This is a genomic window from Actinoplanes sp. NPDC051851 (assembly GCF_040681165.1).
In the GTDB taxonomy this organism is placed as follows: Bacteria; Actinomycetota; Actinomycetes; order Mycobacteriales; family Micromonosporaceae; genus Actinoplanes.
Window position 1 is genome coordinate 252,507 of the sequence record NZ_JBFAYF010000004.1, and the last position, 21,299, is coordinate 273,805.

The window sequence follows — 21,299 nt, forward strand, 5'->3', positions numbered from 1 at the left end:
CGATGCGGGCGCCGGACCGGGACCGGTCAGCGAGCGAGCATCCGGGTACGCACCTCGGCCAGCACCGCCGCGTGGATCGGGTGCACGGCCCGCAGGACGGTGTCGGCGGGTGGCTGACCGGCCGCCGCCCGGCGCAGCGGTTCGATGAGCGGCCGCATGTCCGGGATCTCCGCCAGCCGGGCGAGCGACTCCTCGGCGGCGGTCCGCTCCGGCGGGCCGCCGGTGGCCGCGGCGACGACCGCGGCGATCTCCTCCGCCATCTCGGACACCACCCGGTCCAGCGCGAACAGGTCGTGCGCGGGGATCGCGTACGCCGCCCGCACCAGCCCGGTCAACAGGGTGGCCGCCGAGGCCGTGGTGCCGAGACGGGTGACCAGCTCGGTGAACCGGACGCCGGGCCACCGTTCCACCTCGGTGACCAGCGCCGTCAGGGTGAACGACAACCGGGTGCCGTCGAGCTGGTACAGGTGCGGCGCGGCGTGCCGGACGGTATGACCGGCGAGGTCCGGATCCCCGGCCAGCCCGCAGATCACCGCGGCGGCGAGCAGGTGGGCCGCCTTCCGGGCCGGCTCGTCCGCCTCGCCCAGCCGTTCGCCGGCCAGGACGTGCTGCTGAGCCACCAGCCGGGGGTCGAGCCGTCCCGCGGCGACCGCCCGGTACGCCTCCGCCAGCGCTCCACCGGTCTCGCCCACGGCGTCCGTGGCGCCCTGATCCGCCGTCGCCAGGGCCTCGTCGTAGGACGCGATCGCGACCCGGAAAGCCGGATCTCCGGTACGCACGAGAACCGCCCGGATCGCGCCGAGCTGCGTCCGCGCCTCCTCCCGGCGCCCGAGGTCGATCAGGAACCGGACCCGGTCCAGGCGCAGCTCGGCCAGTTCGGGCTCCGCCACCCCGCGCATCTCCGCGCCGGCCACTCGGTCCTCCTGGTAGCTCAGCGCCACCTCCCACTCCCCCAGCGCCGACGCGGCCAGCCGGCCCAAGGTCAGCAGGTCCTCCCGGACCGTCGACGGGTTGACCGGGTCGGCCGGGCTGGGCAGGTCCGGCTCGCCCCGCAGGTTCGGCCGGTGCGGTTCCAGCTCGGCGAGCACGTCGTCCGGCCGGTTCAGGTCGCCGAGCAGCTGCAGGCGCCGGCCCAGGTCGAACCGGAGCTTCCACGGCCCGAAGCCGGCCCGCCGGTCGTGGTCCAGGGCCAGGTCCGCGTAGCGCAGGGCGGCGGGATACTCGTGCCGCCCGCGGAGCATGCCGCTGAGCTCGGCGGCGCGCGTCCCGGCTCGCAGCTGGTCGTTCTCGTCGACCGCGGCATGGTAGTCCGCCTCGGTCAGGGTGAACCGCTCGTCGTCCGGCGCGGCGCCGGTCCGCTCCGCCCAGGCGATCGCGGCCAGTGCCCGGCGGAGCACCGCGACGTCGGCCGGGTGCACCCCGCCGGCGAGGGTGGCGAGGTCCCGTTCCCCGGCGACGATCGCCCGGATCGCGGTGGCCATCGGGCCGGGCGCCCCGCGGAGCAGCGCCTCCATCGGACGGGCCGCGCGCTGTTCACCGGCCGCGGCGGCGGCGATCACCGGTATCCGGCTGTCCCAGCGCAGCAGGGTTCCGGTCACGTCGAAACCGCCCGCCGTGGCCTCCCGCCGCACCTCGTCGAGCAGCCCGCGGAAGACGTCGTCGACGGCGCCCGGCTCCACATCCGGGCCGGTCAGCGCGGTGGCCAGGTCGTGGAAGCGGACGCCGGGGACCCGCTCCACCCGGGCGGTCAGCGCCGCCGCGTCGTCCGGCAGCCGGCTCTGGCCGTACGTATGCAGGTCGGCGGCGATCGTACCCAGAAGGCCCGGATCCAGGACCGCACCGCCGAGCCGGCGCAGCAGGGCGGCCGCGAGATGGTGGGCAAGCTGCCCGGCCGGGTCGGTGCCGAGGTCGCGCAGGTGGTTGCCGAGCATCAGATGGCCGGTGGCGACGTCGGCGAGCTCGGGATTGCGGTACGCCAGGCGCAGCCCGGCACGCTCCAGCTCGGCGGCCTCCCCGGGATCGCCCCGCTCGGCGGCGAGCAGCGCCCGGGTGCCGAGGACCCGGGAGAGGCGGGTGTCGTCGTGGTGCTCGTCGAAGACCCGCCCGCAGTAGTCGAGCACCCGGCGCGCCTCGCCGAACCGGCCCAGCCGGATCAGCGGGGCGGCGTCGTTGAACCAGTGGTGGGCCACCTCCGCCTCCCGCGCACCGCGCCGCTGGACGCTGTCGAGCAGCCGTCCGTTGTGGTCGAGCGCCGCCTCCCACCGCTCCAGGCCCAGGGCCGCGACCACCGCGAGGTTGTGGGCGCTCTCCCGGACCGCCCACGGCACGACGCTCTCCGGCTCCCCGGACGCACCCTCCGGCAGGCTCGCGAGTAGCGCGGTGACCTCGGTCAGCACCTCCTCGGAACGGCCCGACTCCGCCAGGACGGCCAGCTCACGGAGACGGGAACCGGCCCGGGTCCACGGCCCCCAGCGATCGCCCAGGCGACGGGCCCGCCCGGCCAGCTCGGTGGCCTCGTCGAGCCGGCCCTGCTGGAACAGCTGGTTGGCGAGGGCACCGGCGGCGACCGCGACCACGTCGTCGTCCCCGTTCGCCAGGACCGCCCGCAGGTACCGTTCCGCGGCGTCCGGGTCGATCGGCTGGTACGCGAGACCGAGCAGCACGTCCCGCGCCGGGGTGCCCACGGCGAGCGCCCGGGCCAGGGGCAGCGCCATCCGGGCCACCCGCGGACCCGCGTCCCGGATCAGCGCCGCGTTGAGGTTCCCGGCGGCCCGCGCGTGCCGGTCCAGCCGCAGAAGGTACGGCACCGCGGCGAGGTGCGCGGCGACCACGATCCCGGTGTCCTCCCGGTCGCCCCGCGCGCTCTGCTCCCGGGCGATCAGCTCCCAGGCCTCGGCGAGGACGGTCTCCACCCGGGTGCCGATCTCGGCGGGCGTACCGCTCCGGACGATCTCGGCCACCGCGGGGTGCACCTCGTACCCGTCGGCACGGAGCCGGGTGAGCGATGCCTCCTCAAGGGCCGCGAACGGCGGCCGCCCGGCGCCCATCTCGGACCAGGCGTGTTCGGCGGTCGCGGCGGAGCGGTGCCCCGGCTCGGCCGCGGCCAGGATCCGGAGCAGCAGCCGCGGGCCGGAATCCAGCCGGTCGACCGCCTGCCGGGTCCACTCGGCCAGGGTGTCGCCGAGATCGGCACGGAGCAGGCGGGACAGGGCGTCCGGGTCGCTCGCCGCGGCATCGGCCAGCTCCAGCAGTCGCGGGTGGCCCCCGGCGGCGGCCTTGACCGCGCCGACGAGTGCCCGGTCCCGGTCCGCCCCCGCGCCGGTGTCGTCGATGTGCAGCAGCGTGCGCAGGCCCGGGAGCTGCCGCATCAGGGCGTCCGCCTCGCCGCCGGAGAGCGGGCCGACCTCGATCCGCCGGACGCCCGCCCCGGCGAGACCCGCGGGCGGGACCCGGCTGGTGATCACCAGCCGGGTGGGGCCGGTCCCGGCGGCGACCGCGGCGATCAGCTCCGCCCAGCGCGGATCCGCCCACCGCCCGTCCCCCGTCAGCAGGGATTCGGCGTTGTCCAGGATCAGCAGTGCCCGGCGCTCGTCACAGCCCGCGAGCAGTGCATCCACATCCCAGCCGCCCGCCACGGCGGGCGGCCGAGCGGCGGAACCCTCCGGGCCGATCGCCGAGGCGAACGCCGCCGGGCCGTCGGCGAGGGCGGCGTCCCGCTCCGGGGCGGCCCAGAGGATCCGCGCGCCGAAGTCGCCGGCGTGCCGGTGCGCGAGCTCCACCGCGCAGGTGGTCTTGCCGACCGCGGCCATGCCGGTCAGCAGGAGAACCGGGGTGCCGCTCCCCGGGCGCAGGGCGGCGTTCGCGGCGGTCATCAGCGCGTCGCGACCGACGAAGAGTTCCGGTTCCGGCGGGAGGCCCGACCCGGTGATCGACGGCGCCCCGGCCGCGGGCCGGTCGAGGGTCGTCTCGTCCGGGCCGATCAGCACCGGCGCGGCCAGCGACAGGGCCGGACGGGAGGCGGTGGGCCCGGCGCCGGCCACCGCGCGTACCGCCCGGAAGGCCGCGTCACCCGCGTCCCGTCCCTCGTGGATCAGCTGCCGGTAGAAGGCCTCGGCCAGATCACCGGCGACGTCGTCGGTGACCGGGTAGCGCATCGCCAGCACGGTGCAGCCGATCTCGCCGGCCAGCCGGACCCCGAGCCCGGCGGCGTCGCCGGTCATCCCGGACTCGCACGCCGAGAGGAAGGCCAGCCGGAGCCGGTCGCGGGCCGGGCGGATCAGCGCGACCAGTTCCTCGGCGCCGATCTCGTCGGGCTCGCCGTCCGGGCCCTCCAGCAGGATCCGGCCCCGGGAACCGTGACCGGAGAGGTGCAGCAGGTCGGGGCCGCCGTCCTCGGCGAGGCGGGCGGCGAGGATGTCACGGGTCACGCCCCACTGGACGACCTCCAGCTCGACCGGGCGGTCCAGCTCCTCGATCAGCCGGGTCAGCCGCTGCCGTTCGGAGCGCAGGCGCAGCGCGGTGGTGCCGGTGGGCAGGCTGAAGACGGCCAGCATCCGCAGCGGCCCGTCGTGCGACGCCCTCGGCACCGGCTCACCCGTCCGGAAGGAGATCCGCGCCGGGAGCCGGCCGTCCGGTCCGGCGAGCTCCAGCGGCAGCCCGGTCAGGTGCGGTGCCGCCGCGACGTGGATCCGCAGCCGGACCGGGTCGTCGCCGCGGAGCGCCGCGAGCACGCCGGGGCCGAGCACCTCCTGCCCGAGGAAGGCGCCGATCCGCCGGAGCAACTCGGCCTCGCTCGCCACCCGCCGGTCCGGTTCGGCCCGCCAGGCGAGGTACGCCTCCAGGTCCGCGAGCGCCGTCACCTCCCAGCGCTCCGGGTCGGGCGCCACGGTGTGCTCGGCGAGGCGTTCCCCGGTGGCGGCGTCGGTGAGCACCCAGCGCCACCGCCACGGGCCGGTCACGGAGTCGGCGGTCAGATCGAGGTCTCGGATCGGCATGGCTGGTGCCTCCCGTCGGCGACGCCGGTTGTCCCCATCACCGGCCCCTGTCCACAATGGCACGGTGACCGATAGAGAACCCACTCGTGAATGGCCGCGGGAGCAGGAGGAGCGCTGCCCGGTCTGCAAGGTCCCGCCCGAGACCGAGCACCTCGGCAGCTGCCGCTTCACCGGGGTCTGGCGGGAGCGGCCGGACTCAGGGCACGAGCGGTCCGCCCGCTGAGCCGGCCGGCCGGGCCGGCGGCACCGGCGGGTCGGGCGGCGCCGCCCACCGCACCGCTCGCGCGGGCAGCCGGGCGTACCACCGCAGGCCCGGCTCCACCGCCCACCAGCGTGACCACCAGGCCGGCCGGCGGCGGTCCAGCAGCACGGCCAGGACCTCGGCGGCGCACCCGAGCCCGATCACGCCGATCGCCAGCCAGCGGGCCGGGGTGAGTGCCGCGGAGTCGGCCGGCACCATCGTCACCATCGTGCCCAGCAGCAGGAACAGCACGCCGAGGTTGTAGTGCCGCCGGGCGCTGCCGATCCAGAACCGCCAGGCCGCGCGGTGCCGTTCCAGCTCCGCGAAGACGACCCGGCGCCGTTCCGGGTCGTCCGCGTCCGGGTACCACGCGAGCGCCTCGCCCGGGGTGACCGCGTAGCCGCGCGCCCGGGCGTTGCACTGGACCACCCGGAGCATCAGCACGGTGGCCACGGCGAGCAGCAGCAGAGCGAGACCGGGCCAGCGCAGGCTCGCCTCGATCTGCAGGACCAGGCCGAGCAGGGTGGCGGCAGCGGCCGCCAGCAGCGGGGCGGCGACGCCGCCCAGCCCCTCGGCCGCCGGGTACGCGCCGTAGGGATTCGGGGGCGTCGCGCTGTCCGAACCTGATCCGCCCGAACCTGATCCGCCCGAATCTGATCCGCCTGGAGCGATCGTCATGGACGCCATGGTGGCAGCACCCGGCGACCCCGGCCCGCCGGGACGATCCGGCTACAGTCCCGCTTACTATGACGACGAGCAGCTTCGCCATCAGCGGACGGGACTTCCTCCGTGACGGGCGCCCCCATCGCATCCTCTCCGGCGGTCTGCACTACTTCCGGGTCCGCCCCGAGCAGTGGGAACACCGGCTCGGCATGCTTCGCGCACTGGGCCTCAACACCGTCGAGACGTACGTGCCGTGGAACTACCACGAGCCGGCGAAGGGACGGATCGTCAAGCTCGGCGAGCTGGCCGGTTTCCTCGACGCCGCCGCGGCGCAGGGGCTCGACGCGATCGTCCGGCCGGGGCCGTACATCTGTGCGGAATGGGACAACGGCGGGCTGCCCGCCTGGCTCACCGCTCTCGTGGGACGGCGGATCCGCAGCGCCGACCCCGAGTACCTCGCGCACGTCGACGAGTGGTTCGACCACCTCACCCCGCTGATCGAGAGCCGTCAGGTCACCCGGGGCGGGACCGTGGTGATGGTCCAGGTCGAGAACGAGTACGGCTCGTACGGCAGCGACCGGGCGTACCTGCGGCACCTCGCGGACGGGCTCACGCGGCGCGGGATCGACGTGCCGCTCTTCACCTCGGACGGGCCCGCGGACTACATGCTCACCGGCGGGACGCTCGACGACGTGCTCGCCACGGTCAACTTCGGGTCCGGGCCGGAGGAGGCGTTCGCGATGCTGCCGCCGGACCGGCCGCTGATGTGCATGGAGTTCTGGGACGGCTGGTTCGACCGGTGGGGCGCCGCCCACGTGACCCGCGACCCGGCCGACGCCGCCGACGTGCTCGACCGGATCCTCGCGGCGGGCGCCTCGGTCAACCTCTACATGGCGCACGGCGGCACCAGCTTCGGCACGACGGCGGGCGCGAACCTCGGCGGCGAGTATGCCGACGGCGCCCTCGAACCGACCGTCACCTCCTACGACTACGACGCCCCGATCGACGAGCGCGGCGCGCCCACCGCCAAGTTCCACCTGTTCCGCGAGGTTCTGGCCAAGCACGGCGCGAACCCGGCCGAGCTTCCCGCCCAGCCCGCTCTCCTGCCGCCGGTCACGCTTCCCGTCGTCGATGCCACACCGCTTTCCGCGTACGCGGAATCTCTGCCGAGGACGTCGCACCCGGTGCCGCCGACCTTCGAGGAGCTCGGGCTGGTGCACGGGCTGGCCGGGTACCGCTTCGAGATCCCCGGGCCGCGCGCCGCCCACCCGCTCACCGTCAGCGGGCTGCACGACCGGGCCTACGTCACGGTCGACGGGGAACCCGCCGGGATCCTCGAGCGCGACGGCGTGACCGGTGTCGAGGTGACCGGGCCGGCCACCGTCGAGCTGCTGGTCGAGTCGATGGGACGGGTCAACTACGGTCCCGCGCTGGGCGAGCCGAAGGGCGTCGTGGGCGGGGTGCGGCACGCGAGGCAGTTCGTCCACGCCGTGACGGCGTACGCGATCGATCTGGAGAGCCCGCGACCGGAGTGGGCGAACGACGGCGCGCGGGTGGGCAGCGAGCCGGCCTTCTTCCGCGTCGCGCTCACGGTGGATGAGCCGGGTGACACCTTCGTGGCGCTGCCGGGCTGGGGCAAGGGCTACGTGTGGGTGAACGGTTTCGGTCTCGGGCGGTTCTGGGATCGCGGTCCGCAGCGCACCCTGTACCTGCCCGGGCCGCTGCTGCGAACCGGCGCGAACGAGATCGTCGTGCTGGAGCTGGACGGCCGGCGTACCGGAGAGATCAGCCTCGTGGACGCCGCTGACCTGGGATGATCGGCCGTGACCTCCCGGTGCCCCACCGGGACACTCACGGGGGATTCTCATGCACGACGACGATGACAGCGCGCCGTACGGCCACGACCTGGGCCTGAGCCACGACCTGCCGACCCTGCACCGGCGAGGGCTGCTCGGGCTGGTCGGCGGCGGCGCGCTCACCGCGGTGACCTTCGGGCTGGAGACGGCGGCACAGGCCGTCACCAGCCTGAAGACCATCCCGGAGGAGACGCAGGGGCCGTACCCTGCGGACGGCTCCAACTCGAACGGCCTGAACGTGCTCAAGCGCAGCGGCATCGTGCGCAGCGACATCCGCAAGTGCTTCGGCAGCGCCACCGGGACGGCGGCCGGCATCCCGCTCACCGTCAAGCTCAAGCTGCTGTACGTGAAGACCAAGAAGCCCGCCAAGGGGCTCGCGGTCTACCTCTGGCAATGCAACCGGGACGGCGGGTACTCGCTCTACTCCTCCGGACTGACCAGCAAGAACTACCTGCGCGGGGTGCAGGTCGCGAGCAAGACCGGGTACGTCACCTTCAAGAGCATCTTCCCGGCGTGCTACTCGGGACGGTGGCCGCACATCCACTTCGAGGTGTACCCGAGTCTCGCCAAGGCGACCTCGTACAAGACGAAGCTGCACACCTCGCAGCTGGCGATGCCGGCCGACGTCGCCAAGAAGGTCTTCGCGACCACCGGGTACAGCGCCAGCGTGACGAACTTCGCCCAGGTCAGCCTCTCCACCGACAACGTCTTCAAGGACGGCTACACGGCCGAGATGCCCGCGCTGAGCGGCTCGGTCACCGCCGGCTACACCGCGACGCTCACCGTCGGCGTCTAGCCCGGGTTCCGGAACCCGGGCTGAACCTTTTCGCGTACGCGCAGGACGATGCCGTTGCAGGCGACGTCCTCGGCGCTCGGGCGTGGGCCGGGGGCGTCCTCGGCCCACCACTGGGCGACCGACTGCACGCCCACGCCGACCGGTTCCAGGGCGGGGTGGTCGAAGAGCGCGGCGAGCTCGGCGCCGGAGCGGGCCTGGGACTGGGTCTCGGCGACCGCGCGCAGGGCGGTGAACTCCTCCGGCGTCAGGTACTCCAGCGTGACGTGCGTGGCGACCACGTAGCTGCCCTCCGGCAGGGCGCCGATCAGCGTGTCCAGGATGGCTCGCGGATCTTCGGCGTCCCGGATGAAGTGCAGGATCGCGATCAGCAGCAGGCCGACCGGCTCGGTCAGGTCCAGGGTGCCGCGCAGCTGAGGGTCGCCCAGGATCGCCGCCGGCTCGCGCAGGTCGGCGTCGAGGTACGCGGTCCGGCCCTCCGGGGCGCCGGTGAGCAGGGCGCGGGCGTGCACCAGCACCAGTGGGTCGTTGTCGGCGTAGACCACCCGTGACGCCGGGTCGACGCCCTGCGCGATCTCGTGGGTGTTCGGCGAGGTGGGGATGCCGGTCCCGATGTCCAGGAACTGGCGTACGCCGCGGTGGGCGAGGAAGCGTACGGCCCGGTGCAGGAACCAGCGGTTCTCGTGCACGGTGAGCCGTACCTTCGGCATCCGCTCCTCGATCTGGCGGGCGGACTCCCGGTCGGCCTCGAAGTTGTCCTTGCCGCCCAGCCAGTAGTCGTACCGGCGGGCCGGGTGCGGCCGGGAGGTGTCGAGCCGGGGGTCGGACACGCCGGTTCTCCTTCGAGCGCTCAGTCCACAGTGGCGCCGGTCACTCTAGCCACATTCATGACCGTTGACGCTGAAGTCGGTGACCGGCGCGCCGGTGCCGCGGGCCACGAAGCCCAGGGTGATCGACGGGCTCGGCCTCACCCTGCTCCATGAGGGCCCCGCCGCTGAGGCCCTCGACCTGCTGGGCCAGGCCTTCACCGTCTTCAGCCGGCTCGGCGAGCGCGCGGGCGAGGCGCACACCGGCAACAGCCTGGGCGAGGCGATGACCGCGCTGGGCCGTCCGGACCAGGCGCGGGACCGGCACACCGCGGCGCTGGCCCTGGCCACCGAGCTCGGCGACGGCTTTCCGGCGGCGCTCCCGTCGACCGCTCCATGCCACGTCCCGAGGGAGCGTGACCACACCGTGGTCAGGGCCTTGCAGGTCGTCGAGCCGTGCAGGCACCGCGTAGGGCTTGACGTCCGCGACGCTGAAAGGCTGCCGGTCGGTGTTCATTTTCCTCAGTATGACCGCCGGGTCGTCCCACACTCACGATCGGCTGACGGGCGGATCGGTCCTCGGGGGTGTCGCGGCGTTGCGGGACACCCCCGAGGACCGGCGGTGACGAGTCAGAGGACGACGGCGCGGACCGCGTCGTGCAGGGACTCGGCGGCGGTGGTGAGCTCCTTCAGGTCGTCGCAGACGGAGGCGAGGTTGACGTAGACGTGGTCGACACCGGCGGCGGCGAGGGCGGCGATGTCCTCCGCCACCTGGGAGACGTCGCCGGTGTACGGCTGCCGGTCCGCGGCGGGGACCGGGGCCAGCGAGCGGAGCCCGACCTGGAACACGCAGGAGACCGAGCGGCCCCGTTCGGCCGCCTCGGCGCGCAGGGCGGTGAGGATCTCGCCGGTCTGGGCGGGCGGGACGCCGGTCGGGAGCCAGCCGTCGGCGCGGCGGGCGATCCGGGACAGCGAGGTGCGGTTGCTCCCGGCCAGGAAGATCGGGATGGGGCGGGCGGGTTTGGGGTTCACGTGGCTGGGCGCCAGCTCGTACCGGGGGTTCGAGAAGGAGACCGGGTCGGCGGCCCAGGTGGCGGCCGCGACGTCGAGGAACTCGTCGAGGGCGGCGCCCCGTTCCGCGAGGGGTCGCGGTGCGGTGGCGGCGAACTCGTCGGGGGACCAGCCGGAGCCGAGGCCCGCGATGACCCGGCCGCCGGATGCGGTGTCCAGCGCGGCGAGGCTGCGGGCCAGCCGGAACGGCAGGTGCAGACCGGGGACGAGGACGCCGGTGCCGAGCTCGGCACGGGTGGTCACGGCGGCGGCCAGGGTCAGGGTGACCAGGGCGTCGGTGGTGTGGGCGTAGTGGACGGGCCAGGGAAGGTCAGGGACACCGTAGAGACCGTGCGGCCCGCTGGTGTCGATCGGGGCGAGGATTCGCTCATATGCCCAGAGGCTGTCGTAGCCGATCGCCTCAGCGTTGCGGGCGAATGCGGTCACGTCATGGGAAAGGTCATAGTGGTTCGTCTGAGGAAGCGTTACTCCGAGACGCATGACGAGCAGCCTAGATCGCATGTGGACGGAGCAGAAAAGAAGAGTCGCCGGGGTCGACGCCCCGGCGACGGAGAAATCCGAACAGATCAGACGCGGTCAGCGGCGATCAGCAGGTAGTGGAAGCTCTCCTCCCGGTACGCGGTCAGGAAAGCCTCCTCGATGCCGGTGGCGACCGAGGACTCGGCGCGCAGCTCCCAGTACGGGATGGTCGCCGCGGTCAGGTCGATCACGTTGATCGGGACCAGGTCGTTGGCGGCGAGTGCCTTGAAGTAGTCGCTGCGCGGGTGGATGTCGCAGGTGTAGTGCTCGTTGATCCGGCTGACCGCCTTGGACCGGCGGCCCTTGGCGTCGTTGGCGCAGCCGGTGATGCAGACGTAGCGGCCGCCGAAGCGCAGCATCCGGGCGAACTCGCGGTACAGGTCGAAGAGGTCGACGTACATCGTCGTCTCGTTGGTCCAGATGGCCCGGCGTGACCCGGTGCCGATGCCGGACTCGAGCATGTTGCGGAAGTGGAAGCGGACCTTGTCGGCGACGCCGCGCAGCCGGGCCTGCTCGTTGGCGAAGCCGACCTGGTACTCCGAGATCGAGACGCCGTCGACCTGGCAGCCGAAGCGGGCGTTCGCCATGATGCTGGTGCCGCCGCGACCGGAGCCGCCGTCCAGCAGCGCGTCGCCGGGCTGGATCGGGCCGAGGTGGTCGAGGAGCACGTCGGCCTGGGCGCTCTCCAGCCGGTGCAGTTCGTTGATGATCCGCTGGTCGCGGGTGTCGGCCGGGCCCTCGAGCACGCTCAGGTCGGGCTCACCGACGCCGTAGTGGTGGTGGTAGAGGCCGTCGACCTCGCCGAGGCGCAGGTTGACCGGGTCCACCTGGTTGGTGTTCCAGTACTGCGCCACCGAACGCTCGAAGTCGGTGCGCAGCGGGGAAATGGCGGTCGTCGTCATCAGTTCTCCTTGGTGTCAGAGTGGTACCGGCCGGTGGTCGCGTGCCATTCGCGGCTCCCCCCGGTCCACGCCCAGGTGTCGGCGAGGAACTGGCGCAACTGCGGTGAGCCGGTAACGCTGAGTTCGGCGGCGAGCCTCACGAAGGTCCGCATCAGCTCGTTGTGGATCTCCACCGTGCGCAGCACCGCCTCGCGGTGCGTGAGCTTCTCCTCGGCCATGAGGACGGTGGGCAGATTGTGATCGGTATCGGACTCGTTCTTGCCCGAGTAGAGGTCGTTCACCAGCACCGCGGCGTTACCGGCGGTGGTGTAGGCCTCGCGCACCTTCGGGTGGAAGAACTCGTTCGGCGGCAGTTCGTAGCCGGCCAGCACGTCGATCAGGATCATCGGCGGCAGGTAGCTGTTGAGGTGCCGCTGCACGAGGTACTCCCAGACCGGCGGGGTACGCCCGTTGACGTGCCAGTCCGCCTCCTGGCCCCAGGCCAGGAAGAGGATCGTCATCTGGTGCTGGAACCGGCCCATCTGGGCGACCGAGGTGTACCGGCCCAGATGCTCCATCGCGGTGCGGAAGGCCTCCGAGATCGGCTGGAGCCGGTGGTGCTCGTCCATCTCCGCGGCGTATCTGCGGGGCAGCGAGGCACGATCGGTCACCGCGTGGAGCTTGGCGAGCCGGGAGCCGACCACCATGGGCTCGGCGCCGAGCGACACCTCGTCCACGTAGTAGTCGTCCGTCGCCCACTCCGCGACCAGGCACTTCGTCGCGGCGAGCAGCCGGTCCGGGTCCCTGGTCTGCGGATGGGCGAGCATCATGAACCGGCCGAAGTTCGCCGACCGAAGCTTGTCGAGCCGGCCGGGATAGATCCCGATCCGCTCGGCCCAGTCCACGACCGCCTCGTTGACGTGCTCGCCGAGGGCCCGGTCGTCCCTGATCGGTCCCGGACAGAAAAGCCGCGGTTCCTCCGCCTCCGGCTCCGCCGGCGGCTTCCAGAAGGTCACCGCCGACGTGCCCAGACCCCGGGGAGCAAGGCTTATCTGCGGTACGGGCGAGAGCAGCGCGCCGAGATCGGCGGCGGGTGCTCCCACTCGGTCCCGGAGGATGTGCAGCCCGAGCCCCGTCCCGGCGGGTTTCGCGGCGGGCCCGGCGACGGGCGAGGTGCTCGACGACGGGCGACTCACCGACGGCCAGGGCCGTACGGTCGGCGGCAGCAGCGTGCTGGTCATGATCAGTGGGACAGCTCGACGTGGTCCAGGATGCCGAGCGCGTCCGGCACCAGCACCGCCGCCGAGTAGTACGCGCTGACCAGGTAGGACATGATGGCCTGCTCGTTGACGCCCATGAACCGCACCGAGAGGCTGGGCTGGTACTCGTCCGGGATGCCGGTCTGGTGCAGGCCGACGACGCCCTGGTCGGACTCGCCGGTCCGCATGGCCAGGATGGAGGTGGTGTGCGTCTCGGTCACCGGGATCTTGCCGCAGGGCAGGATCGGCACGCCGCGCCAGGACGGGAACATGCTCCCGTCGTGCTCGATCATCGGCGGGTAGATGCCGCGCTTGGTGCACTCCCTGCCGAACGCCGCGACCGCCTGCGGGTGCGCCACGAAGAACTTCGTCGCGCGCCGCATGCTGAGCAGCTCGTCCAGGTCGTCCGGCGTCGGCGGGCCGCTCCGGGTGTGGATGCGCTGCCGCAGGTCGGCGTTGTGCAGCAGGCCGAACTCGCGGTTGTTGATCATCTCGTACTCCTGGCGCTCTCGCAGCGCCTCCACGGTCAGCCGCAGCTGCTGTTCCAGCTGGTTCATCGGCTCGTTGTAGAGGTCCGCGACGCGGGTGTGCACGCGCAGGATGGTCTGGGCGACGCTGAGGTCGTACTCCCGGGGGGACTCCTCGTAGTCGACGTACGTACCGTCCAGGGTCTTCTCGCCCTTGTGGCCGGCGGCGACCGCGATCGCGGCCTCGCCGTGCTTGTTCTGCGGGCGGTTGTTCTTGGCCCGGAACCGGTCGACGTGCGACCGCAGCTGCTCACTCTGCGTCATCAGCTGGGCGAACGCGGAGCGCGGCATGGCGAGCAGGGTCACCGCGGTCATCGCCTTGGCCGTGTAGTCCCAGATGCGCTCGTCCTCGGTGAGCGACTGCTCGCCGAACGCCTCGCCGTCAGCGACCACGCCGAGGTTGACCGGGTCGCCGTACGCACCCACCCCGACCTGGTTCACCTTGCCGTGCGCGACCAGGTAGACATGGTCGGCGATCGAGCCGAACTCCACGATCACCTGACCCGGCTGGAACTCCTGCTGGACGAACTTGTCGGCCATCGAGCGCAGGACCTCGTCGTCCTCGAACTCGGCGAGGACGGAGAGCTCCCGCAGCTCACCGGGGACGACGCGGACCTGCGCGCCGACGTTGGTGAAGCTGAGCCGGCCGTCGCCGATCCGGTAGGTCATCCGCCGGTTCACCCGATAGGTACCGCCGTTTACCTGCACCCACGGCAGCTTCCGGAGCAGCCACCGGGAGGTGATCTCCTGCATCTGCGGGACGGTCTTGGTGGTGTTCGCCAGGTTCCGCGCGGCCGCCGTACTCAGACTCTGCCGCTGCTGTTCCTGCTCTTCCTCACGGATCTCGGACTGCGTTGGTGTCGCCACGAAGGTGCCTTCCGTTCATCGGATTGCGCATCTGGTTGACTTCGGCCGTTCTATCGCATCTGCGGCATGTTCGTCTGAATTTCGGAAATCCCCATCACGGCCCTGAACAGGACTTATAGGGTCAAAGGCCATGGAGACCCCCCGCACGGTCGTGCTCGCCGCGCCCCGGTCCTTCTGCGCCGGCGTGGAGCGCGCCATCGACATGGTTCGCCACGTGGTGCGCCTGCGCGGCGCGCCGGTCTACGTACGCAAGCAGATCGTGCACAACGCCCACGTGGTCGCCGACCTGGAGGCGGAGGGCGCGGTCTTCGTCGATGAGCTGGACGGGGTGCCGGACGGCGCGACGGTGGTCTTCTCAGCGCACGGCGTGGCGCCCGCGGTGCAGGCCGAGGCGGAGCGGCGCGGCCTGGACGTGGTGGACGCGACCTGCCCGCTGGTGGCCAAGGTGCACGCCGAGGCCCGGCGGTTCGGCGCGCGCGGCGACACGGTGATCCTGATCGGACATCGGGGCCACGAGGAGGTCGAGGGGACGCTCGGCCACGCGCCCGGGATCCGCCTGGTGCGGGACGTCGCGGAGGCCGCCGCGGTCACCGTCGACGATCCCGCGCGGGTCTCCTACCTGACCCAGACCACCCTCGCCGTGGACGAGACGGCCGGCGTCGTCGACACGCTGCGTGACCGTTTCCCGCGGCTGCGCGGCCCGGACTCGGAGGACATCTGCTACGCCAGCACCAACCGGCAGAGCGCGGTGGCCGCGATCGCCGCCGAGTGCGACCTGATCCTGGTGGTCGGCTCGGCGAACTCGTCCAACTCGCAGCGGCTGGTCGAGGTGGCCCGGCGGCTCGGAACCGCCGCCCACCTGATCGAGGACGCGTCCGGGATCGATCCGGCGTGGCTGCGCGGGGCGGGCACCGTGGGCGTCACCGCGGGCGCCTCCGCACCTCCGCACCTGGTGGACGGCGTGGTAGCGGCGCTGGCTGCGGCCGGCCCGATCGACGTACGCGAGCAGACGGCCGAACCGGAGACGATCACCTTCCTGGTGCCCCCCTCCCTGCGAAATTAGACTTTCGTAGGATTTTGTCCGTCACTCGCGCTGGATCGCCGCGTTTCCTCCCAGCGTGACGGAAACGACGGGATTGTCCCGGCGGACGGCCAAGAGCGTGGAGTCGCTGGACGACGCGATCCGCCGCGATCTGGCCTGGCGGACCCGGCCCTGGCAGGACCGGCGCGGGCCGGACGCCCCGGTCCTGGTCCCGCGGAAGTACGGCCCCGAGCGCATCCGCGCACTGACACCGGAGGCCTGCCCGATCGCGACCGTCGACCCGGACGGGCGTGACCTGGTGGCGATCCTGGACGAGGCACGGCACTTCGGGACGTGGATCCCGTTCCCGCACTTCGACCGGCTGCGGCGGCTGCCGTCCACCCGGGCGCACCGCCTCGGGGTGCCCCGCTTCCGCCCCGCATGGCTCTCCCTGGCCGGCACGTTCGCGGCGCTCGCGGTCGCGGTCCCGTCGCTCCGGCTCGCCTTCGCGGTCGCCGCCGTGACCGTCGGCCTGCTACCGCTACCGGCCGCCCTGATCCGCTACCGGCGGCTACGGGCGCTCTGGACCTCCGCCTCGCCCGGCCCGGCCGGCCCCACGGCCCCCGCCTCCGGCTCGTCCGGCAGTCTCCGCCGGGCGGCTCGGGAGTGGTCGCGGGAGAGCGCGAGGGACGGGCGGGTCTGCGATCCCCGGTACGCGCGGCTGCTGGCGGCGGCGTACTTCACCGACCTCGCGGACGCGTGGGACCGGTGCTGGTGGCGGCCGGCGACCTGGTTCCGGGCGTGGCGCGCGGAGTATCCCGTCCTCGTCGTCGGCCCGGGTCCGGCCACTCCCGCCTCGAATGCCCTGGTCCTGGCGTACGCCGGAATCGGGCGCCGGTCGGCGGTGCTGGTGCTGCCGCAGGGGTCCACGGTCCGGGGCGGTCCTGTCGTGGTGCCGCCGGATCGGCCGCTCGTCCGGGCACCGTTCCTTCGCCCGCGATCCCGTCGCCTCATCCTGTCCGTATTTATCGCCGTAAGTCTGGTGGGTGCGGGGGCGGCCGTCGTCGGCCGGGCGGATTCCTGCGACGCGGCGGTGTCGACGGTGGGCGGGGAGCGGGTCGGCTTCCAACTGTGCGGAGATCCGTTCGGGGACAGCCCGTGGGAGAGCCGGATCTACGCGGAGAACCGGGCGGTGACCGGGCACGACGAGCGGAGCGGACAGGGCGGGCGCGACGGGCAGGGCGGACAACGCGGGCGGGACGGGCGGGAGGTGCTGACCGTGCTGCTGGTGACCTCGCTGACCGGGACCGGGCCGGGCGGCTCGGCGGTGCCGGAGAGCGAGGGACTGGCCGGGGCCTACGCCGCGCAGCGTGAGATCAACGACGACCCCGCGCTCCCGCTGCTGCGGCTTGCCGTGGTGAACGCCGGTGCCCGCGGTCTGCGTACCGGAAAAGCTCTTGATCTTGTGGAATCGTTCGCCCGGGCATCCGGCAACCGGGTGGTCGGCGCGATGGTGACCGTGGACAGCACCGGCGTCACGCGGACCGCGCTGAAGCGGCTCGACTACGACGGACTGGTCCAGGTCAGCCCGACGATGACCGCGGACGGGTTCGGCGCGGCGATGCACGGCTTCTTCCCGATCGGCGCCCCGAACGCGACACAGGCCGACATGGTCCTCCGGTACGCCACCCGCCTGCCGAACCGGCCAGCGACCCTCTACACCGTCGCGCCGCACGAGTGGGCCGGACCGGGCAACCGGGACCTCTACGTCGCCTCGCTGCGCCACGACGTGCTGGCCCGCCGGAGCCTGCTCACCGCCGTGGGGACGACGCTCGCCGAGGTCTCCTGGAACACCCCCGACGACGACCTCTCCCCGGCCTGCGCGTCGCCGGGCCGCCCCACCGCCGTCTTCTTCGGCGGCCGGTACACCGACTTCGCGGCCTTCCTCGACGACCTGCGCGGACACTGCCCGGCCCGGTGGATGCCGGAGATCCTGGCCGGCTCCTCGGTCGCCCGCTTCCTGACCGACCCGGCGCTCGCCGCGACCGTCCCCTTCGGCGTACGCGTGACCGTGGTGACCCACGGGCCGCTGCTCTCCTGCACGCGGTACCGGGGACGGCAGATCGCCGGGGCGGCCTGGCGGCGCAACTTCACCGCGGCGATCGGCCGCTACCTGAACCGCTGCACCAGCCCCCGGCCGCTGCCCGACGGCGAGGCCGACGCGCTGGCCGGGGGCTGGGCGGCAGGCGCATACGACGCGGTCTGGCTGCTCGAGTCGGCGGCCCGGCGCCGGAGCCCCGGTGGCGTCCCCGCGGACCCGGAGGGCCTCGCCGGGCTGCGCTACCGGATGGCCGAGTCGCTCGCCGAGAACGAGATCACCGACAAGGGTGTGGCCGGGCCGATCCGGTTCACCGGGCGGGTCGGCTCCCGCGGGGTCTGGCTCTACCGGGTCCCGGAGCTGCGCACGGCGTTCGACGACGGCCGCTCCCCCGCCGACGACACCGCCTGGCCGGTCGCCCGCGGCGGCTCGAGCTACGAGACGCTCCTGTCGCGCTGACCGGCTCATCGGATCCCGGGAGGTGCCGACGGTAGGAGTGACCCAGCTCTCACCGAAAGGAACCTCCGGTGCTCCGTCTGTCCCGGCCCGCAATGGCGCTGGCCACCGCCTCGATCACGGCCGGCGTGCTGTTCGCCCCGGCCGCCGCGTACGCCGACGACATCACCACCCAACTCAGCGCGACCGAGATGCACGACGCGCTGACGGCGGTCTCGGTCGCCACCGGGAAGGCCCAGACCGACGGTTACGCCGGCACCTACACCGGGACCGACTACGGGCAGAAGATGGCCGGGGCGTTCGAGATCGACCGGGCGCACGGCACCGGCCACCTGGTCTCCACCGGTGCCTACCCGCACGACGTGTACGGCGCCGCCAAGAGGGGGATCTGGATCCCGATCGAGTACTTCCCCGGCAAGGCCGCGTCGGCCGCCACGACGGCCGGGTACCCGAACGCCGCGTTCGTCCTCGTCCCGCAGACCACGCTGACCGTGGACGGATGGGCCGCGGAGTACGCGATGATCCCCTCGGCGATCGTGGTCGAGGAGAGCAGGCACGCCGGCACCAAGGTAGCCCACGAGGACGGGTCGGCGGCGTACACGTTCACGCTCGACGAGGAGGGCGAGAAGCTCACCCTCACGTTCGACACCGACGCGACCGGGGTGCTCACCGGCGCCCAGGGCTCCAGCGGCGAGAACAACAGCCAGGATCTCGACTTCCACTACGGCGCTCAGACCGTCACGCTGCCCGGTGCCGGCACGACGATCGGCCAGGATGTGCTGATCAAGGCGCTGGCGTACCAGGACATGAGCGCCAACGTACGCAGCGTGGCGCAGTGGGCCGCCTCGGACGTCCGCTCCGGCGCCAAGGGCAAGGCCGTCAAGCTCGCCGAGCTCCGCAAGACCGTCCGGGCCGACGTCGCCGGCTTCAACACCTCGGTGATGTACAAGGTCATCACGGCCACGAACGTCAGCGGCGGCGTCAAGATCCATGCCAAGAACCCGTACAACGGGGTGGCGGTGGCGTACACGATCAAGGCTTCCGGGAAGAAGGTCCTGGTCAAGAAGGCCTGACCGAAACGGACGAGGCTCAGTTCCGGGCCGGATCGGCCGATTTAGGCGATCGTGAGACACCGTACGTCGCTGGTCCGGACCGGGATGTTCGCGGCCCTCTACGTGATCGCGACCGTGGCCGGGCGTCTCACCGTGATGGACCGGACCAACCTCAGCCTGGTCTGGCCGGCGGCCGGGGTCGCGGTGGTCTGGTTCTCGGCGCAGCGCAGGTCCGGGATCCCGTGGGCCGACGTGGCGGCGCTCAGCCTGATCACCCTGGTGGTCAACACCGCGACCGGGGCGACCCCGGTGATGGCGATGATCTTCGTGATCGCCAACCTCGTGCAGGTGGCGGTCTTCCTCAAGCTCTTCGAGCGCTGGCGGCCGGCGCTGTGGGGCGCCGGGGGCGACGAGCCGCTGCGCTCGCCCCGGGACCTGTGGGGGCTGCTCGGGGCGGCGTTCGGGGCGACCCTGGCCGGCGCGCTGATCGGGCCGACCGGGGTGTGGCTGGCGATCGGGCGCTACTCCTGGCCGGCGACCTGGGTGTGGCTGGCGCGGAACACCGCGGCGGTGCTGCTGTTCGGGGCGGTCGCGCTGAGCGTGGGGCACGCGGTCAAGACCGCGCGGGCCCGGCACGGCGGGCTCCGCGGCGCCAGCCGGTACTTCCTGGACCGGATGGCGGCGACACCCCGCTGGCGGATCGGCGAGTACGTGGCTCTGGGGGTCTGCTCGACGCTGGCGTACCTGGCCGGGTTCGCCTTCAGCGACGGGCTGCCGCTGGCGTTCCTGCTGATCGCGGTGACGGTGTGGGCGGGCACCCGGGTCGCCACGCCGTTCGTGGTGCTGCACGACCTGGCCGCCGGGGTGATCACGGTGGTCTTCACGCTGAACGGGATGGGGCCGTTCGCGGCGATACCGGACAACGCCGGGCGGGCCTTCGTGGCGCAGCTCTTCGTCGCGCTGGTCGCGGTGGTCGGGCTGGTCCTGGCACTGGGCCGGGACGAACGCGGGGCGCTGCTCGCCGAGCTCGCGGCCGAGAAGGCGGAGCTGGCCGCGCAGCGCGAGGAGGCCTCCCGCCGGGCCGAGATGATGACCACGATCGTCGACTCGATGGCCGACGGCGTCGCGGTGATCGACTCCACCGGGCGGGTGATCCTGCGCAACCCGGCGGCGGTCCAGTTGCTCGGCGGCCAGGCCAGCCAGGACGGCACCGTCGCCGCCAGTGACCACTACGGGTTCTTCCACCTCGACGGGCAGCCGGTCACCGACGACGAGCTGGCGCACGTCCGCGTCCGGACCGGGGAGCGGGTCGAGGGCGTGGACTACGTGATCCGCAACGCGGGGGTGCCGGAGGGGCGGATCGTCCGGGTCACCGCGAGTTCGTTCCCGGACGGGGACGGGCGTACCGCGGTGGTGCTCTTCCACGACGTCACGGCCGAGCGCCGGCACCGGGACGAGCTGGCCAACTTCGCCGGTGTGGTGGCGCACGACCTGCTCAACCCGGTGACCACGGTCGAGGGCTGGAGCGAGACCGCCGAGGAGTCGCTGGACGGCGTCGAGGGCGTCGAGATGGCCCGGGACAGCCTGGTCCGGGTGAACCGCGCGGCGGTCCGGATGCGGCTGTTGATCAACGGGCTGCTGGACTACACCACGGCCCGCGACGCGCAGGTGGCACCCGCCGCGATCGACCTGGACGCGATGGTCGCCGAGATCACCGTGGCCCGGCTCGACGCGGCGGTGGCGGGCGGCAACCCGCGGCCCCGGTTCACCGTCGGCGAGCTGCCGCCGGTGCTGGCCGATCCGGTACTGGTCCGGCAACTGCTGGACAACCTGATCGGGAACGCGATCAAGTACACCGCGCCGGGGACCGTACCGGCACTGGAGATCACCGCGAAGCACGACAAAGACCTGGTCAGGGTGGCGATCGCGGACAACGGCATCGGCATCCCGGCCGGGCAGCACGACGCCATCTTCGACAACTTCCACCGTGCCCACCGCACCTCCGGGTACGCCGGCACCGGCCTCGGACTCGGCATCTGCAAGCGGATCGTGGAGCGGCACGGCGGCACCATCGCGGCCGCCGACAACCCCGGCGGCGGCTCCCTGTTCACCTTCACCCTGCCCGCGGCGGGCGCCGCCCGGCAGGCGGTGCCGACCGGCCGTTCGACTCAGTTGCGCTGACCACACGCCGATGG

General features: G+C 72.9%; 15 protein-coding genes. 8 read left to right on the plus strand and 7 right to left on the minus strand.

The genetic code is table 11. From position 1 onward, the window contains the following. Positions 1 to 26 precede the first annotated feature (26 nt). Positions 27 to 4,994 (minus strand): CHAT domain-containing protein, encoded by a 4,968-nt coding sequence (locus AB0M08_RS06615; RefSeq protein ID WP_364489501.1) that lies wholly within the window; start codon positions 4,992 to 4,994, stop codon positions 27 to 29. 64 nt (positions 4,995 to 5,058) lie between these two features. Here AB0M08_RS06615 and AB0M08_RS06620 point away from each other — a divergent pair, with 64 nt between their 5' ends. Beyond that, a complete protein-coding gene (locus AB0M08_RS06620; RefSeq protein ID WP_364489504.1) occupies positions 5,059 to 5,217 on the plus strand; it encodes a hypothetical protein in 159 nt (52 codons plus the stop codon). Here the strand turns inward: AB0M08_RS06620 and AB0M08_RS06625 are convergent. Then, complete coding sequence (locus AB0M08_RS06625) at positions 5,191 to 5,913, minus strand: hypothetical protein (protein WP_364489507.1); 723 nt, start codon at positions 5,911 to 5,913, stop codon at positions 5,191 to 5,193. The two genes, AB0M08_RS06620 and AB0M08_RS06625, sit on opposite strands and share 27 nt — an antisense overlap. Before the next feature lie 68 nt (positions 5,914 to 5,981). Here AB0M08_RS06625 and AB0M08_RS06630 point away from each other — a divergent pair, with 68 nt between their 5' ends. Continuing rightward, entirely contained in the window at positions 5,982 to 7,715 is a 1,734-nt protein-coding gene (locus AB0M08_RS06630; RefSeq protein ID WP_364489510.1) for a beta-galactosidase family protein, read from the plus strand. Between the two features lie 49 nt (positions 7,716 to 7,764). Beyond that, positions 7,765 to 8,550, plus strand: coding sequence for a hypothetical protein (locus AB0M08_RS06635; protein WP_364489513.1), 786 nt, complete (start codon positions 7,765 to 7,767; stop codon positions 8,548 to 8,550). On the opposite strand, the gene AB0M08_RS06640 is transcribed toward AB0M08_RS06635, so the two are convergent. Continuing rightward, positions 8,547 to 9,377, minus strand: coding sequence for an SAM-dependent methyltransferase (locus AB0M08_RS06640; RefSeq protein ID WP_364489516.1), 831 nt, complete (start codon positions 9,375 to 9,377; stop codon positions 8,547 to 8,549). The genes AB0M08_RS06635 and AB0M08_RS06640 overlap by 4 nt on opposite strands. Before the next feature lie 118 nt (positions 9,378 to 9,495). On the opposite strand from AB0M08_RS06640, the gene AB0M08_RS06645 reads away from it, so the two are divergent. Then, complete coding sequence (locus AB0M08_RS06645) at positions 9,496 to 10,077, plus strand: tetratricopeptide repeat protein (RefSeq protein ID WP_364489626.1); 582 nt, start codon at positions 9,496 to 9,498, stop codon at positions 10,075 to 10,077. Here the strand turns inward: AB0M08_RS06645 and AB0M08_RS06650 are convergent. From AB0M08_RS06650 to AB0M08_RS06665, 4 genes are all read right to left on the minus strand, one after another. After that, positions 9,984 to 10,925, minus strand: a complete 942-nt coding sequence (locus AB0M08_RS06650; RefSeq protein ID WP_364489519.1) for a TIGR03619 family F420-dependent LLM class oxidoreductase — start codon at positions 10,923 to 10,925, stop codon at positions 9,984 to 9,986. The genes AB0M08_RS06645 and AB0M08_RS06650 overlap by 94 nt on opposite strands. 65 nt (positions 10,926 to 10,990) lie before the next feature. Continuing rightward, positions 10,991 to 11,845 carry a geranyl diphosphate 2-C-methyltransferase gene (locus tag AB0M08_RS06655; protein ID WP_364489522.1) on the minus strand — a complete coding sequence of 285 codons (855 nt, stop codon included), beginning with the start codon at positions 11,843 to 11,845 and terminating at the stop codon, positions 10,991 to 10,993. Continuing rightward, positions 11,845 to 13,065, minus strand: a complete 1,221-nt coding sequence (locus tag AB0M08_RS06660) for a family 2 encapsulin nanocompartment cargo protein terpene cyclase (RefSeq protein WP_364489525.1) — start codon at positions 13,063 to 13,065, stop codon at positions 11,845 to 11,847. The genes AB0M08_RS06655 and AB0M08_RS06660 overlap by 1 nt, the downstream gene beginning before the upstream one ends. Positions 13,066 to 13,067: 2 nt before the next feature. Beyond that, positions 13,068 to 14,477, minus strand: coding sequence for a family 2B encapsulin nanocompartment shell protein (locus tag AB0M08_RS06665; protein WP_364489528.1), 1,410 nt, complete (start codon positions 14,475 to 14,477; stop codon positions 13,068 to 13,070). A gap of 130 nt (positions 14,478 to 14,607) precedes the next feature. Here AB0M08_RS06665 and ispH point away from each other — a divergent pair, with 130 nt between their 5' ends. From ispH to AB0M08_RS06685, 4 genes are all read left to right on the plus strand, one after another. Beyond that, positions 14,608 to 15,540: a 4-hydroxy-3-methylbut-2-enyl diphosphate reductase gene (gene ispH, locus AB0M08_RS06670; RefSeq protein WP_364489531.1), complete on the plus strand. Its 933-nt coding sequence runs from the start codon at positions 14,608 to 14,610 to the stop codon at positions 15,538 to 15,540. A 55-nt stretch (positions 15,541 to 15,595) separates the two neighbouring features. Next, positions 15,596 to 18,055 (plus strand): hypothetical protein, encoded by a 2,460-nt coding sequence (locus tag AB0M08_RS06675; RefSeq protein WP_364489533.1) that lies wholly within the window; start codon positions 15,596 to 15,598, stop codon positions 18,053 to 18,055. Positions 18,056 to 18,123: 68 nt separating this feature from the next. Beyond that, positions 18,124 to 19,125, plus strand: a complete 1,002-nt coding sequence (locus AB0M08_RS06680; RefSeq protein WP_364489536.1) for a hypothetical protein — start codon at positions 18,124 to 18,126, stop codon at positions 19,123 to 19,125. 51 nt (positions 19,126 to 19,176) lie between these two features. Continuing rightward, a complete protein-coding gene (locus tag AB0M08_RS06685; protein WP_364489539.1) occupies positions 19,177 to 21,285 on the plus strand; it encodes an ATP-binding protein in 2,109 nt (702 codons plus the stop codon). Positions 21,286 to 21,299: the final 14 nt, after the last annotated feature.